The 15,890-nt window shown below is 65.1% G+C and carries 10 protein-coding genes and 1 pseudogene; 7 read left to right on the forward strand and 4 right to left on the reverse strand.

Annotated elements, in window-relative coordinates:
- Positions 1 to 538: 538 nt before the first annotated feature.
- The 6 genes and pseudogenes from BUB76_RS18315 to BUB76_RS01305 all read left to right on the forward strand — a co-directional run.
- Positions 539 to 901: pseudogene (locus tag BUB76_RS18315) on the forward strand (calcium-binding protein); the annotation flags it as partial.
- A 30-nt stretch (positions 902 to 931) separates the two neighbouring features.
- A complete protein-coding gene (locus BUB76_RS18095) occupies positions 932 to 7,246 on the forward strand; it encodes a DUF7467 domain-containing protein (protein ID WP_084140487.1) in 6,315 nt (2,104 codons plus the stop codon).
- A gap of 229 nt (positions 7,247 to 7,475) precedes the next feature.
- Positions 7,476 to 8,618 carry a Hint domain-containing protein gene (locus tag BUB76_RS01290; RefSeq protein WP_073125871.1) on the forward strand — a complete coding sequence of 381 codons (1,143 nt, stop codon included), beginning with the start codon at positions 7,476 to 7,478 and terminating at the stop codon, positions 8,616 to 8,618.
- A gap of 444 nt (positions 8,619 to 9,062) precedes the next feature.
- Positions 9,063 to 9,701: a Hint domain-containing protein gene (locus BUB76_RS01295; protein ID WP_175550247.1), complete on the forward strand. Its 639-nt coding sequence runs from the start codon at positions 9,063 to 9,065 to the stop codon at positions 9,699 to 9,701.
- Between the two features lie 412 nt (positions 9,702 to 10,113).
- Positions 10,114 to 10,683: a Hint domain-containing protein gene (locus BUB76_RS01300; protein WP_073125875.1), complete on the forward strand. Its 570-nt coding sequence runs from the start codon at positions 10,114 to 10,116 to the stop codon at positions 10,681 to 10,683.
- 65 nt (positions 10,684 to 10,748) lie between these two features.
- The gene (locus tag BUB76_RS01305; RefSeq protein WP_073125878.1) at positions 10,749 to 11,180 is read left to right on the forward strand and encodes a hypothetical protein; all 432 of its coding nucleotides are present in this window, start codon (positions 10,749 to 10,751) and stop codon (positions 11,178 to 11,180) included.
- Between the two features lie 12 nt (positions 11,181 to 11,192).
- Here the strand turns inward: BUB76_RS01305 and BUB76_RS01310 are convergent, their stop codons facing one another.
- The 4 genes from BUB76_RS01310 to BUB76_RS01320 all read right to left on the reverse strand — a co-directional run bounded on the left by BUB76_RS01310 (position 11,193) and on the right by BUB76_RS01320 (position 14,355).
- Positions 11,193 to 11,792, reverse strand: coding sequence for a nucleotidyltransferase family protein (locus tag BUB76_RS01310; RefSeq protein WP_073125880.1), 600 nt, complete (start codon positions 11,790 to 11,792; stop codon positions 11,193 to 11,195).
- 171 nt (positions 11,793 to 11,963) lie between these two features.
- A complete protein-coding gene (locus BUB76_RS18320; protein ID WP_373280040.1) occupies positions 11,964 to 12,128 on the reverse strand; it encodes a hypothetical protein in 165 nt (54 codons plus the stop codon).
- Positions 12,058 to 13,254, reverse strand: a complete 1,197-nt coding sequence (locus BUB76_RS01315) for an ABC transporter substrate-binding protein (RefSeq protein WP_073125882.1) — start codon at positions 13,252 to 13,254, stop codon at positions 12,058 to 12,060. Before BUB76_RS01315 ends, BUB76_RS18320 begins: the two co-directional genes overlap by 71 nt.
- A gap of 108 nt (positions 13,255 to 13,362) precedes the next feature.
- Positions 13,363 to 14,355, reverse strand: a complete 993-nt coding sequence (locus BUB76_RS01320; RefSeq protein WP_073125884.1) for a GlxA family transcriptional regulator — start codon at positions 14,353 to 14,355, stop codon at positions 13,363 to 13,365.
- A gap of 163 nt (positions 14,356 to 14,518) precedes the next feature.
- Between BUB76_RS01320 and BUB76_RS01325 the strand changes: the two genes are divergently transcribed.
- Positions 14,519 to 15,889: a class II 3-deoxy-7-phosphoheptulonate synthase gene (locus tag BUB76_RS01325; RefSeq protein ID WP_073125887.1), complete on the forward strand. Its 1,371-nt coding sequence runs from the start codon at positions 14,519 to 14,521 to the stop codon at positions 15,887 to 15,889.
- Position 15,890 lies beyond the last annotated feature (1 nt).

The raw sequence follows: 15,890 nt of genomic DNA on the forward strand, positions 1-15,890 counted from the left end.
GTGGCGGCCGCTTGCCATGTTTACGCCATAGTGCTGACCCGATTGCGCATCCGGGGGTGAAATTTTCCGGAAACAATGGGTCTTGCTCGCGCTGCGATTGTCTGGCCAATCTCTTCAATCCCGCCGAAAACCGGAGATTTTTTCAATAAATCACGGAAAATGCCCCGAAACTGCGTTCATCTACCGAACAATCCCACCCAGGGCCCGCTTCGTCCCGGACGCCGAAATTCCGTACGGTCGTTCGAGGCGGCGACAGGATTTCGCCTCTTTTCGCTAGGAGGTGGGGGGCAATCTGGTAGAACAAATGCATCGGGAAACCGATCGGGCGTTGGGGGACGTCCGGCATCGAGGTTGGGGCTGAGCCAGACCGAAGTGCGAAACGTGTCTGCTCTGGGGGAAGTTTTTCACCCACGACAACACAAGACATTTTAGCCGGCCGCATCGCGGTCAGGATCAGTCGTCCAGCAGTACGCAGGACGTCTGGCAGTACGCCCGGGCGTGTCGCTTTGCGACGGCGTCCCAGATGGAGATGATTGAGATGACCTATGGATCCGGCAAAGACGGTATCGTCGAAGGCACTGAAAACGATGACGTGATCGACACCGGTTACACCGGTGATCCCGATGGTGATCGTATCGACGCGAATGACGCGATCCTGGGCAACGTGGGCAGCAACGACGACATCGTGCGGGCAGGGGCCGGCAACGACCTGGTCCTTGCTGGAAAAGGCAATGACACCGTGATGGGCGAGAAAGGGGAGGATACGTTGTATGGCGATGTCGGTGACGACTCCTTGTCCGGCGGCGATGGTAAAGACACCCTCTTCGGTGGGGATGGGAACGATTTTCTGGACGGTGGAAAGTATGACGACCTGCTGAATGGCGGCGATGACGACGACACTCTGATAGGGGGCGAAGGCAACGATACTCTGATGGGCGATGGTGTCGGCGATGGCGGAGCGCAGCTTGGCGATCGTGCCCTGTTCGACTGGGGAAAGGGTCCGAATTTCGGCGACAACAACCACGTCCAGAACTTCACCCAGGATACCGGCGACGTCGACGTGACCTTCACCAAGACGAAGCTGAAGGACTGGGACCACGACGTTCGCAACACCTACGAAACGAGCCACCAGAACACCGACGATCTGGATGCGGCGGTCAGCGAGAATAGCTCGTTCGAATCCGATCTCCAGGACCACGGTGACAAGTACCAGTACGACTTCACCTTCGACTCCGAAGTGGCGAACGTCGAATTCCGGATCAACGACATTGATGGCGGTGGCCGTGTTACGATTCTCGCCGAAGGTCCGGATGGGCCGGTGTCGGTGACCCTAGAGGCCGGTGACAAGCTGACACAGAATGGCAGCACGGTTACGTCCGAGGGCGGGTACAAGGACGATAATAGCGACTACTATTCGGTGTTGGTCAATATTCCCGGTCCGGTGACCAAGATCAGCGTTGTTCACGAACAGATCAATGATGCCGACAGCGGCATTAACATCACCGATATCGCCTTCAACCCTATCAATGAAGTAACTACGCCCGAAGAGGGCATGGGTAACGACCTGCTCGAAGGCGGAGCTGGCGACGACTACATTGACGGCGGCAAAGGCAACGACACGGCGTTCGGCGGCGACGGCAAGGATACCGTCTACGGCGGCGACGGTGACGACGAGTTGCATGGCGGCAGATCTGAGGACCTTGTTTTCGGCGGCGACGGTAAAGACCTGATTACCGGCGGTGAGAAAAACGATACTCTCATTGGTGGAGATGAGGATGACACCATTCTTGGTGGCGACTACGGCGATCTTATCTACGGTGATGCCGGCCCTGACCAGAAGGTCGCGGACTTGTGCGATGCGGACGGTGGGAAGCCTACCAGTCTGACTTTTCTTTATAACGGGCCGTCGTCGACGGTCGAAGGTGGCTTCACTGACGACAAGCACAAGATCGGGCCTGTGCAGGGCAGCGATAGCGACGACACCGGCTATGTCGTGGTCACCGACAAGGACGGAGTGGTCCTGTTCGAGGGATCCGTCAAGGTTGGAGATGAATTCACTGCGACTACGACCGATGGCGGGAAGTTCGACAGCGAGACCTTCTTCAAGGTTTACGACCAGGCTGGCGGTCAGTTGCTGCAGAGCATGAATATTCATACATCGTGCTCGGCGCCGCTGGTCCTAGGCGACCAGGCCGGTTTCGCGACGCTAAAGGGTGCCACTCTGGAAAACGGTGCCACGGTTCGCGACGATGCGGCGGACCCTGCGGACGAGGTGTTCGGCGATGACTCCATTTCCGGCGATGAAGGGAAGGACACGATCTTCGGCCAAGGTGGAAACGATACCATCCACGGCGGCTTGGATGACGATCTGATCTATGGCGATGATGGAGAAACGGGCCAAAGCCATGGCGCGGACTTGTGCGATGCGGACGGTGGGAAGCCTACCAGTCTGACTTTTCTTTATAACGGGCCGTCGTCAACGGTCGAAGGTGGCTTCACTGACGACAAGCACAAGATCGGGCCTGTGCAGGGCAGCGATAGCGACGACACCGGCTATGTCGTGGTCACCGACAAGGACGGAGTGGTCCTGTTCGAGGGATCCGTCAAGATTGGAGATGAATTCACTGCGACTACGACCGATGGCGAGAAGTTCGACAGCGAGACCTTCTTCAAGGTTTACGACCAGGCTGGCGGTCAGTTGCTGCAGAGCATGAATATTCACACATCGTGCTCGGCGCCGCTGGTCCTAGGCGACCAGGCCGGTTTCGCGACGCTAAAGGGTGCCACTCTGGAAAACGGTGCCACGGTTCGCGACGATGCGGCGGACTCTGCGGACGAAGTGTTCGGCGATGACTCCATTTCCGGCGATGAAGGGAAGGATACGATTTTCGGCCAAGGTGGAAACGACACGATCGACGGCGGCGAGGGTGACGATTCGATCGACGGTGGCGCCGGACGTGACCTTCTGGACGGCGGTGCTGGAGATGGAAAGGATTACTTGTTTGGCGGGGCAGACCAAGATACCATCCTCGGCGGTTCCAATTATGATACGATTGATGGCGGCTCGGGTGGCTTCTCGAACGATCCGTCAATTAATACCGACAGCGACACGCTGGATCTGAGCGGGATCGGCAACTACAAGATCATCGACGAACGTCCCGACAGCAACGGCAACGGCTTCGACGGCACCGTCGTCCTTCTGGACGGGTCGGGCAATGAAACCGGGCGCTTCGACTTCTTCGAGATCGAAACCTTCATCGGTCGCGATGCAGCCCCCGAGGCCAACGACGACACGGCATCCACGCTGGAAGACACGCCGGTCAACAACATCAATGTCCTGGCGAACGACACCGATCCCGACGGGCTCGACTCCCAACTGACCGTCATCAGCGCCTCGGCCGACAACGGCACCGTCACCATCAACGGCGACGGCACGCTGAACTATGCGCCGGACCCGGATTTCTTCGGCGAGGACACGATCACCTACACGATCGAGGACGCGGACGGCCTGACCGATAGCGCCACCGTCACGGTGACCGTGGACCCGGTGAACGACGGCCCCGACGCGGTGGACGACGTGGCCGAGACCGACGAGGACGTGGCGACCGACATCAACGTCCTGGCGAACGACACCGATCCGGACCTGCCCGATGACACGCTGACCGTCACGTCCGCCTCGGCGGCCAACGGCTCGGTCATCATCAACGGCGACGGCACGCTGAACTACACGCCGAACCCGGACTTCTTCGGCGAGGACACGATCACCTACACGATCGAGGACGAGGCCGGCGAAACCGATACCGCCACCGTCACCGTCACGGTGAACCCGGAGAACGACGGCCCCGTGGCCGTGGACGACTTCGCCGAGACCGACGAGAACCAGGCGGTCGTCATCGACCTGGTCGGCAACGACACCGACGTGGACAACGACACGTCCGAACTGACGCTGGTCAGCTTCGATCAGCCCGCGAACGGCACCGTGGTCGACAACGGCGACGGCACCGTGACCTACACGCCCAATACGGGCTTCGACGGCACCGAGACCTTCGACTACGTGGTCGCGGATCCGGCCGGCAAGACCGATACCGGCACGGCGACCGTCAAGGTCAACAACACGATCCTGCCCGACGGCATCGTCGAAGGCTCGGATGGCGGTGACCTGATCGATTTCGACTACACGGGCGACCCCGAGGGCGATCTCATCGACCGGCCCGACCAGGTGATCATCGGCGGCAACCCGATCGGCACCGACGGCGACGTCGTCGAGGCCGGCGCGGGCAACGACACCGTGCGCAGCCTCGAGGGTGACGACACCGTGTCCGCCGGCACCGGCGACGACCTGGTCGAAGCCGACAACGGCAACGACATCGTCAACGGCGAAGACGGCAACGACACGCTGCGCGGCCAGGCTGGCGACGACACCCTGTCGGGTGGCGAGGGCAATGACTCGCTCGACGGCGGCCCCGGTGACGACTCGCTTTCGGGCGGCGCGGGGGACGACACCCTGCGCGGCGCCGCCGGCGAAGACACGCTGGACGGCGGCGACGGCAACGACAGCATCAACGGTGGCACCGAGAACGACCTGATCACCGGCGGCACCGGCAACGACACCATCAATGCCAACCAGGGCAACGATACGATCGATGCCGGCGTTGGCGACGACTCGGTCACCGGTGGCCAGGGCGATGACGAGATCGCCGGCGGCACCGGCAACGACGCGATCCACGCCAACGAGGGCGACGACACCGTCGCCGGTGGCGCGGGCGACGACACGATCTCGGGCAATGACGGGGATGACGTGCTGGCCGGCGGTGCCGACAACGACAGCATCACCGGCGGCGCCGGAAGCGACGAGATCGACGGCGGGCAGGGCAACGACTACATCGACGCCTCGGGCCCCAACGGTGCCATCGACGCGGATGTGCCCCTGGTGCCGTTCCCGCTCGACCAGGATCCCAACCCGAACGACGACCGGGACACGGTCTTCGGCGGCGCCGGCAACGACACGATCCTGACCGGTGATGACGCCGACAGCATCGAAGGCGGCTTCGGCGACGACTCGATCGAATCGGGCATCGACGACGACACCGTCATCGGCGGTGCGGGCAACGACACGATCACCGACGTGCAGGGCTCGGACAGCATCTTCGGCAACGATGGCGACGACCTGATCGACGCTGGCACCGACACGCTGTCGGACTACCCGAACGACCAGCCGAAGCTGGCCGATGGCTCGCCCAACCCGTTCTTCGGGTCTGGCGATCCCAATCCCGATGACGGCCGCGACTTCGTCGACGGCGGCGACGGTGCGGATACGATCACCACGGGCGACGATGCCGATACCATCATCGGCGGCGGTGGCGACGATGTCATCGACGCGGGGATCGACGACGACGAGGTCACCGGCGGTGCCGGCAATGACAGCATCATCGGCGGTCACGGTGCCGATACGCTGGACGGCAACGACGGCAACGACACCATCTACGGTGGCTACGGCCCGACGCCGGTTCCGCCCGGCGTGGTCGGCAACGAGCCGGACGCGACCGATCCGCAGCCCGACAATGGCACGGACCTGATCCGCGGCGGCGATGGCGACGACGTGCTCTACGGCGAGGATGACAACGACACCATCTTCGGCGGCGCCGACAACGACTTCATCGACGGCGGCATCGACGACGACTCGCTCGATGGCGGCACCGGTGACGACACGATGCTGGGCGGTGACGGCAACGACACCATCAATGCCGGGTTCGGCAACGACCTGGTCGAGGGTGGCGACGGCGATGACAGCATCATCGGCGGCGGCAACGAGGACACGCTTCTGGGCGGCGCCGGGAACGACACCATCGAGGGCGACGGCGAGAACGACTCGATCGAAGGCGGCGATGGCGATGACAGCCTGATCGGCAATGCCGGCAACGACACGATCATCGGCGGCGGCGGCAACGACTTCATGACCGGCGGGCAGGGCGACGACCTGCTGACCGGGCGCGATGGCGATGACACGCTTGTGGGCGGTGACGGCAACGACACCCTCGCGGGTCGCGGTGGCAACGACAACCTGTCGGGCGGCAAGGGGAACGACGTCCTCTACGGTGGTCAGGATGATGACTACATCGAGGGCGGCGACGGCAACGACCTTCTGTCGGGTCGCCAGGGCGACGATACGCTGATCGCGGGCAGCGGCGATGACACCATCGACGCGGGCGGCGGCAACGATCTCGTGGATGCCGGGGCCGGGAACGACAGTGTCCAGGGCGGTACGGGCGCCGACACCATCGAAGGCGGCGAGGGCGACGATACGATCGACGGCTTCGGCGGCGGCGATGTGATCACCGGCGGCACGGGCAACGACCAGATCTCGGGCGGGAACGGCCCGGACACGATGGATGGTGGCGACGACCGCGATACCTTCTCCAACGTGACCGTGGGTGACAGCATCCTCGGCGGTTCGGGCGGCGACGACTTTGACGTGCTCGACCTGACCGGGTCGTTGAACGGCGGCAGCTACAAGCTGGTGAACGTCACCGAGGACGACGATCCCGGCGACACCATCGACGGCGACAGCCCCAATGACGGGATCGACGGCGAAATCCAGTTCTTCGATGCTGCCGGCAAGCAGACCGGGACCCTGACCTTCGAGAACATCGAGAAGATCATCCCCTGCTTCACCCCCGGCACGCTGATCGCGACGCCGAAGGGCGAGCGTCGGGTCGAAGACCTGCGCGAGGGCGACCGCGTCATCACCCGTGACAACGGCATCCAGGAGATCCGCTGGATCGGCGAAAAGCGCCTGGACCGCGGCGAGCTGATGCGCCAGCCCGAGCTGAAGCCGGTGCTGATCCAGGCCGGGTCGCTGGGCAACGGCCTGCCCGAGCGGGACATGCTGGTCAGCCCGAACCACCGGATGCTCGTCGCGAACGACAAGACGGCGCTTTACTTCGAGGAGCGCGAGGTCCTGGTCGCGGCGAAGCACCTGATCGACACCGACGGGGTCGACCAGGTCGAGGCCCTGGGCGTCAGCTACATCCACTTCATGTTCCAGCAGCACGAGGTGGTGCTGTCGGACGGCACCTGGTCGGAAAGTTTCCAGCCCGGCGACTACACGCTGAAGGGCATCGGCGACGCGCAACGCGCCGAGATCCTGACGCTGTTCCCCGAGCTCGAGAACCACGAAGGGATCGAGGGCTACCAGTCGGCCCGCCGGACGCTGAAGCGGCACGAGGCCAAGCTGCTGACACGCTAGAAACCATCTGGCCAAACACGCGAATCACGCCGGCCGGCCGCTTATGCGGTCGGCCGGTTTCTTTTTTCGCAGTCTGGCAACAAAACCGGCGGTTCCGATGGAATTGATCGTTATCTGCCTTGCCGCCGCCGCTAAATTGCCGTGTTCACGGCATAATTCGTGAACGCGGGGCGATCCCGGGTATTATCGGGGCTGGATTCAGCTGCGGACGCTTTTGGGGGGCGGTGCGATGGCTTTGATCAACGGGGATGGCGGCGACAATTCGCTTCCGGGGACCAGCAACGATGACACGATCAACGGGTTGGGCGGCAATGACACGATCGACGGCGGTGCCGGCGCGGACCTGATCGACGGCGGAAACGGCGACGACGAGATCGCGGGCGGGTCGGGTGCCGACAGGCTCTTCGGGGGCGACGGGCGCGATTACATCGATGCCGGCACCGGGCTGAACGACACCGACCAGTTGTCCGGTGGGGCGGGGGACGATACGCTCGTCGGCTATGGCGAGAACGACAAGCTGTACGGTGATGACGGGAACGATACCTTCATCCCGCTCCCCGGCACCGTCAACGGCGGCGACCTGTTGATCGATGGCGGCAACAGCGTGACCGGCGATGCGATCGATCTGCGCCAGGTCCTGGCGCAGGGGTTCGAGATCGACCTCCAGACGCAGAATCCCGATGGTAACGACAACGGCATCGCCAGCTATTCCGGCCAGATCCGCCTCGTCAATTCGACCGACGGCCGGTCGTTCAACATCAATTACAACGACATCGAGAAGATCATCCCCTGCTTCACCCCCGGCACGCTGATCGCGACGCCGAAGGGCGAGCGTCGGGTCGAGGACCTGCGCGAGGGCGACCGCGTCATCACCCGCGACAACGGCATCCAGGAGATCCGCTGGATCGGCGAAAAGCGCCTGGACCGTGGCGAGCTGATGCGCCAGCCCGAGCTGAAGCCGGTGCTGATCCAGGCCGGGTCGCTGGGCAACGGCCTGCCCGAGCGGGACATGCTGGTCAGCCCGAACCACCGGATGCTGGTCGCGAACGACAAGACGGCGCTTTACTTCGAGGAGCGCGAGGTCCTGGTCGCGGCCAAGCACCTGATCGACACCGACGGCGTCGACCAGGTCGAGGCCCTGGGCGTTAGCTACATCCACTTCATGTTCCAGCAGCACGAGGTGGTGCTGTCGGACGGTACCTGGTCGGAAAGCTTCCAGCCCGGCGACTACAGCATGAAGGGCATCGGCGACGTGCAACGCGCCGAGATCCTGACGCTGTTCCCCGAGCTCGAGAACCACGAGGGGATCGAGGGCTACCAGTCGGCCCGCCGGACGCTGAAGCGGCACGAGGTCAAGCTGCTGCAGGGTTGAGCCCAAGTCCGGGCTTTTGAGTAGTAGTGAACGAGCGCGCGCGACCGGGCTGCAATATCCCCGGTCCGCCCAGATTTTCCGCAGCGTCAAGCGGCCTCTGTTTCGACTTTCTACCCAGTCCGGCGCACACCCATTGATTGTATTCGGTCGCGCCAAATCACGCATTATCTTCTTGTATAGGCGAGAAATCTCCCTCAGGTTGTATTTATAGAAGGCGCTTTCCGGCATGTGCCGCGTACCGAGTTCCAAGTCTTGAGGTGCCGCTTTCAATGCAGAACTGCAGGAGCCTCCGAAATGATGCGATCCGACGATAAATCGAAGTCGACGTCCGTGGTTGATGTCCAGACACGGGCACGCCGCGACACGGTGACGAAGGACGGGCTGGCCGAGTTTCGGACGGGGCGCACACCGCGTGTGACGCGGCGACGGGTCAAGGATCCGTCCGTGAACGCCGATAGCGCCGTCAAGCTGAGCCTCGCGGATATCGAGGGGGTGCTGCCGTGCTTCACGCCGGGAACGGTGATCGCCACGGGCAAGGGCGAACGCCGGGTCGAGACGCTCCGGGCCGGTGATCGCGTCATCACGCGCGATCGCGGCATGCAGGTGGTGCGCTGGGTGGGCAAGACCACCCTCACCGAGGAGGATCTGCGCGCGCAGCCGGCCATGCGGCCCGTGCATTTGCGCGCCGGCTGCCTCGGGCCGGGCCGCCCGGCACGTGACATGCTGCTCAGCCCCAATCACCGGGTCCTGTTCAACGATCTCTACGTCACCCATCATTTCCCGCAGACCGAGGTCATGGCCGCGGCCCGGCACCTGACGTGGAAGCCGGGGATCACCCAGGCCAAGGTGAAATCGGTGACCTACATCCACTTCATGTTCGCGAAGCACGAGCTGGTCCTGTCGGACGGCTTGTGGTCCGAGAGCTTCCAGGCCGGCGACTATACGCTGCGCGGCCTCGATCGCCGCCAGCGCGACGCCATCTTCGAGATCTTCCCCGATCTCAGGGGGCATGATGGCATGGATGGCTTTTCCCCCGTGCGCCGTGTGCTGACGCGCCGCGAGGCCCGGCTGCTCGGCGGCTGAGCAGACCGGGGCAGGGGGCCTTCTTTCCGCCCCATTCCCGGCACCAAGGCGAATCGAGCGCCCGAAAACGGTGTCCTCCGCCGCGCCAGCACGGCCTCGATTCGAATCCCGAGCATGAGATCCTGAAACAAAGCCGCCCATCCGGGCGGTTTTGTTCGTTTCCGCGAATGTGGCGGAAATATGCGATTGTTTGCCCCGGCTTTCCGGTTTCCTCCTTCCCTTTCGACTGTCGCGATGGCCCGGTCCAATCGGTCCGATTTGTGGCCGGATCCGGTCAAATGTGGCCGAATGCGGCGCCGCGCCGACCACAATCGTGACACTTTTCTGGCTCGGTCCGCCCAATTTGGCTAAAACAAGGCAACAAGTTTCAGCGGATCGCCCGAACCGGCGGACCAAGTGAAGGAAGACCAGTATGACCGTTTCGACCGCCAAAGCCCGCAAGATCGCCACCGACCGCCAGATCGCCGAAGGCCGCGGTCGCATGATCGGCATCTCGGCCGAGACCCTGGTCGCCACCATGGCGGGCGAGAAGCCGGCCGGCAGCCTGGCCGTCGGCGACAAGGTCTTCACCCGCGACAACGGCGCCCAGCCGATCCGCCGGATCGAGCGCATCGAAGCCGCCACCGCCGAGAAATCGGCCGTTCGCATCGCCAAGGGCGCCCTGGGTCACGGCCTGCCGATGCAGGACATGGTCGTCGCTGCCGATTACCGCCTGCTGATCTGCTCGGAGCGGGCCAACCTGCTGCTGGACGACACCGAGGTCCTGGTCGCCGCCGCCGACATGGTGGGCCAGCCCGGCTTCGACTGGGCCGAGGCGCCGGCGGCCGGCTTCGTCGCGATCTTCACCGATTTCCACGAAGTGATCCTGACCGACGGCACCTGGGCCGAAACCGCCGAGCCGGGCCGCGTGGTCCACGGCCACGGCGCCCCCGCGCGCCGCGTGCTCAAGCGTTTCGAGGCGCAGCTGGTCGCGGGCGCCTGAGCGCGGCATCTGGACGTTCGGGACAGGGCAGGGCAGATTGAGCCCGACCTGACCCGGAGTTTTCCATGTTTCACCCCACGCCCTGGCATTTCTGGCCCGTCCTGACCATTGCCCTGATCTGGCACCTGTTCGGGGTGATCGATTACACCGCCACGCAGTTGGATCTTGCGTTCTGGATGTCCATGGCGACCGAAACGCAGCGCCAGTTCATCTCGACCATGCCGGACTGGGTCGACGCCGTTTGGGCCGTGTCGGTTTGGGCCGGCCTCGCGGGGGTCCTTCTGATGGCGTTCCGCACCGGTTTCGCGCCGCTGATCCTGGCGGCGAGCTTCCTGGCGACCCTGGTTCTGACGCTTTGGCTGGCGATCTCGGCCGACCCGTCCCTGGTTCAACTGGTGGGGCCGGTCGGTGTCTGGGTCATGGTCGGCGCCACGGTGCTGTCGCTGATCCTGTGGCTCTGGGCCCGGGCGATGCACCAGGAAGGCGTCATCGACTAGCGCACGGAGCGCCTATCGCGGCTGACCGGTCCGGGCGCGCCACGCGTCCCAGGCCTCGGGCGTGTCCAGGTCGGTCACGGCGCGGTCGCCTGCCAGCGGCAGCAGCTCGACCTTCTGTCCCGACAACAACGCGCGCCCGCCCGCATCGCCCTGCAATTCGGCGAAGCTGGGGACCAGCGAGGCGGGGAAGATCACCGGCTGGCCGGGCTGGCCGTCGGCGGTGGCGGCACGCAGCGGCGTGTCGGGGGCGCCTTGCCACCATGCGATCAGGGCGCGCATGTCGGCGGCGGTGATGTCGGGCATATCCGCCAGGACCACCATCACGGCCTGCCCTTCGGCCAAGGGCGCGATCGCGCGAAACGACGCCGCCATGCCCGTATCGGCGTCGGGGACGCGCACCAGATCCACCGCCAGCCCCTCCAACGCGTCGTCACGCGAACGGGTCACGGGCAAGGTGACGAGAACCGGCGCGCCGGTTTCCAGCGCGCGCCGCGCCACCAGCCGCAGCAGCGGCATGCCACCGACGGTTTCGCGCAGCTTGTCTCGGCCGCGCATCCGGGTCGACCCGCCGGCGGCGAGAATGGCGATGACGGGCAGCGCGGATGCGGTCATTGGGCAGGGGGCCTGCGCCATCCCGAAAGGGGCGTCATTATGCAGCCCGAGGGGGAACTGGCCCGGCCATTGCACGTTGCCCGAGTGACAGCGCGAAAGCTGCAAAAGTGGTTTGACTGCCGGTCCCACCGGAGGTCATGTCCCTGCTCCCCTGGGGATCCGGTTCGTCCCTTACGGATCACTTGGCCTGGCCCTGTCAAAGGAAGCCCGGCAAGCGTCATGCTTGCCGGGCTTTCGCGTTTCGTGTCTGCGGTCGGCAGTCGCGTCAGCGGATCTGCTGCTGCTCGAACGCACCGTCGGTGACGGTGTATTCCAGGTAGGTGCCGGCGGCTTCACCCGGGCCGATCAGCTCGACATTGGTCGCGCCGACATAGTCGATGTCGCCACCTTCGCTGAGGATCTGGATCGCTTTCTCCATCTCGCCCGGCAGGATCTGCTCACCCGGGGCGTTGGCCACCTCGAGGATCGAGTCCTTGTACTCGTTCGGGTCGGTCGAGCCCGCCGCCTGCATGGCCAGCGCGAGCAGCGCGGCCGCGTCATAGCTTTCGCGGGTATACGAGGTCGCGGGGTCGAACCCGGCGGCTTCGGCATTGGCGGCGAACGCTTCGGTGCCTTCCCCCTCGGACCACGGCACGGCGCCGAACGAGCCGTTCATGGCGTCGCCGATGGTGTCCAGCAGCGCGGTGGCATACATGCCGTCGCCCATCATGAAGGTGTCGAACGCACCCGAGTCGAGCGCCGAGCGGATCATGCCCAGGCCGCCCTGGTCGGCGTAGCCCAGCACGACCAGCACGTCGCCACCGGCCGAGGCCAGCGCGCCGACTTCGGCCGAGTAGTCGCCTTTGCCGTCCTCGTGCGCCGCGTTCAGCGTCACGCTGCCGCCGGCCTCCTCGAACGAGGCGATGAAGCTGTCGCTCAGGCCCTTGCCGTAGTCGTTGTTGGTATAGGTCACGGCCACCGACTCGACCCCGCGGTCGGACAGGATGTTGGCCAGCACTTCGCCCTGGCGCGCATCCGACGGCGCGGTGCGGAAGAACAGGCCGTTATCCTCGGCGGTGGACAGGCCCGGCGACGTGGCTGAGGGCGAGATCATGACCATGCCGTTCGGCACGGCGACGTTGGCGAGGATCGCGCCGGTCACGCCCGAGCAATCGGCGCCCATGATGCCGGCCACGCCGTCCGAGGTCACCAGACGCTCGGCCGCGGCGGTGGCGGCGGCGGCGTCGACGCAGGTGCTGTCGGCGGTCACGGCTTCCAGCATGCGGCCATCCAGGATGCCGCCGGCCTCGTTCACTTCGGAGATCGCCAGCTGCGCGGCGTCGGACATGCCGGGCGTGATCGATTCAATGGGGCCGGTGAAGCCCAGGATGATGCCGATCTTGATCGGGCCTTCATGCTCGGCGGCAATGGCGCCGGTGGCGGCCATCGTACCCATGGCCGTGGCCATCAGAAACTTCTTCATGGTGAAAGACTCCCTGTCTTTTTTCGTGTTTGTGCCGCGATGATTGCCAGCAAGGTCGGCGCTTGGCAATGACCCTGCCGGTTGCCGCAGGGGCAGGGTGCACTTTCGCTAGACGCGCGACGGCTGGCTGCCGCGCTCGCGGTAGGGCGTGGTGTCGTAATGCGCGCGGTAGCATTTCGAGAAATGGGAGGGGCTGGAAAACCCGCAGGCCAGGGCGACGTTGATGACGCTCATCTCGGTCTGCATCAGCAGGTTGCGCGCCTTCTGCAACCGCAATTCCATGTAATACCGCTTGGGGCTGCGGCCGAGGTAGCGGCGGAACAACCGCTCGAGCTGGCGCGTGCTCATGCCCACGTCGCGGGCCAGGGTCGCGGGGCTGATCGGGTCCTCGATATGGGCTTCCATCACGCCGATGACCTGGGCGAGCTTCGGGTGCCGCACGCCGATGCGCGTGGGCACGCTCAGCCGCTGGGTGTCCTGATCGGTGCGGATGGTGTTGTAGATCAGCTGGTCGGCCACCGCGTTGGCCAGGTCGGGGCCGTGATGCTCGGCCAGGAGCTTCAGGAACAGGTCGATGGACGCCGTGCCGCCGGCCGCGGTCATGCGGCCGCCGTCGATGGTGAAGATCTCCTTGCCCAGGGTCACATCCGGGAAGTCCTCGGCGAAGCCGTCGTGGTTTTCCCAGTGGATCGTGGCGCGCTTGCCGTCCAGCAGGCCCGCGCGGGCCAGCGTGTAGGACGCGGTGCAAAGCCCCGCGACCGCCGCGCCGCGCCGGGCCTCGCGTCTCAGCCAGTTCAGCACCGATTTGCTGCTGGCCGCCGCCACGCCGAGCCCACCGCACACGACGATCAGGGTGTCGCGCGGCAACTCGGGCAGGTCGCCGTCGACGGCAAAGCGGGTGCCGGCGGAACAGGCCATGGGCGCGCCCCCGTCCGATACGATCTGCCAGTTGTAAAGACGTCGCCCCGACAGCCGGTTGGCGATACGCAGGCAGTCCACCGCGCTGGCGAAGGCCAACAGCGAGAACTCCGGAAGCAGCAGGAAGGCGACGTTGCGCGCGGGTTCGTCTGGCGCCGTGCTGGAAACCGGGTGTTCAACCATTCAAAGCCGCCTTCGACCGTGGACCGAAGGTGAGCCAAGCACCGTTGCGGGGGAGGCGCAAGAGACGACGATGCCGCCACGGCACGTCAGGGGCTTTTTGCCGGTTTGCAATGCCGTTTGATCGCCCTATACACGCCCGGCAATTCGACGAAAGGAACGCCCAATGGCAGACTGGCAGAAATCCTCCTGGCGCAGCCGTCCGCGGATCCAGATGCCCGAGTATACCGACCCCGCCGCGCTGCAGGCGGTCGAGTCGCGCCTGTCGAAGTTCCCGCCGTTGGTCTTTGCCGGCGAAGCGCGGACCCTGCGCGAGGAACTGGCGGCCGTTTCGCGGGGCGAGGCGTTCCTCCTGCAAGGCGGCGACTGCGCCGAAAGCTTCGCCGAGTTCTCGGCCGACAGCATCCGCGACACGTTCAAGGTCATGCTGCAGATGGCCATGGTGCTGACCTACGGCGCCAAGGTGCCCACGGTGAAGGTCGGGCGCATGGCCGGGCAATTCGCCAAGCCGCGCAGCGCGCCCACCGAGACCCAAGGCGGCACCGAGCTGCCCAGCTATCGCGGCGACATCATCAACGGGTTCGACTTCACGCCCGAGGCGCGCATCCCCGATCCCAACCGGATGCTCGAGGCCTATACCCAGGCAGCCGCGACGCTGAACCTGCTGCGCGCCTTCTCGAAGGGTGGTTTCGCCGACGTGCACCGCGTCCACGCGTGGACCCTGGGCTTCACCGATGACGACGAGGCGGGCAAGTACCGGGACATCGCCAACCGCATCCAGGACACGCTGGACTTCATCACCGCCGCCGGCATCACCGCCGACCGCAACGCCGAGCTGTCGACGGTGGATTTCTACACCTCGCACGAGGCGCTGCTGCTGGAATACGAAGAGGCGCTGACTCGCGTCGACTCGACCTCTGGCGCGACCATTGCCGGATCGGGTCACCTGATCTGGATCGGCGACCGCACCCGGCAGCCCGACGGCGCGCACGTGGAATACTGCCGTGGCGTGTCGAACCCGATCGGCTTGAAATGCGGGCCGTCCATGACCGAGGACGACCTGAAGCGGCTGATCTGGACGCTGAACCCCCGCAACGACGCGGGCCGCCTGACGCTGATCTCGCGCTTCGGGGCCGGGACGGTGGGCGATCACCTGCCGCGCCTGATCGAGACCGTCCGCAGCGAGGGCGCCAACGTGGTGTGGACCTGCGACCCGATGCACGGCAACACGATCAAGTCGGCCAGCGGGTACAAGACCCGGCCCTTCGACAGCGTTCTGCGCGAGGTCGAGGAGTTCTTCGAGGTCCACAACGCCGAGGGCACGATCCCCGGCGGCGTGCATTTCGAGATGACGGGCAAGGACGTGACCGAATGCACCGGCGGCGTGCGCGCCGTGACGGACGAGGATTTGTCGGATCGCTACCACACCGCCTGCGATCCGCGCCTGAACGCGAGCCAAGCGCTGGAGCTGGCCTTCCTCGTGGCGGAACTCCTGCGCAGCCGGGGCGACGCCGCCCGCGCCCGTGCGGCGGGCTGAT

It is taken from the genome of Palleronia salina (assembly GCF_900141995.1).
Classification (GTDB): Bacteria; Pseudomonadota; Alphaproteobacteria; order Rhodobacterales; family Rhodobacteraceae; genus Palleronia; species Palleronia salina.

Bases quoted from the DNA above. Each gene is read 5' to 3' on its own strand.
- BUB76_RS18095 (WP_084140487.1), top strand. From the start codon at position 932: ATGGGCGATGGTGTCGGCGATGGCGGAGCGCAGCTTGGCGATCGTGCC.
- BUB76_RS01290 (WP_073125871.1), top strand. From the start codon at position 7,476: ATGGCTTTGATCAACGGGGATGGCGGCGACAATTCGCTTCCGGGGACC.
- BUB76_RS01300 (WP_073125875.1), top strand. From the start codon at position 10,114: ATGACCGTTTCGACCGCCAAAGCCCGCAAGATCGCCACCGACCGCCAG.
- BUB76_RS01305 (WP_073125878.1), top strand. From the start codon at position 10,749: ATGTTTCACCCCACGCCCTGGCATTTCTGGCCCGTCCTGACCATTGCC.
- BUB76_RS01310 (WP_073125880.1), bottom strand. From the start codon at position 11,792: ATGACCGCATCCGCGCTGCCCGTCATCGCCATTCTCGCCGCCGGCGGG.
- BUB76_RS01315 (WP_073125882.1), bottom strand. From the start codon at position 13,254: ATGAAGAAGTTTCTGATGGCCACGGCCATGGGTACGATGGCCGCCACC.
- BUB76_RS01320 (WP_073125884.1), bottom strand. From the start codon at position 14,355: ATGGTTGAACACCCGGTTTCCAGCACGGCGCCAGACGAACCCGCGCGC.
- BUB76_RS01325 (WP_073125887.1), top strand. From the start codon at position 14,519: ATGGCAGACTGGCAGAAATCCTCCTGGCGCAGCCGTCCGCGGATCCAG.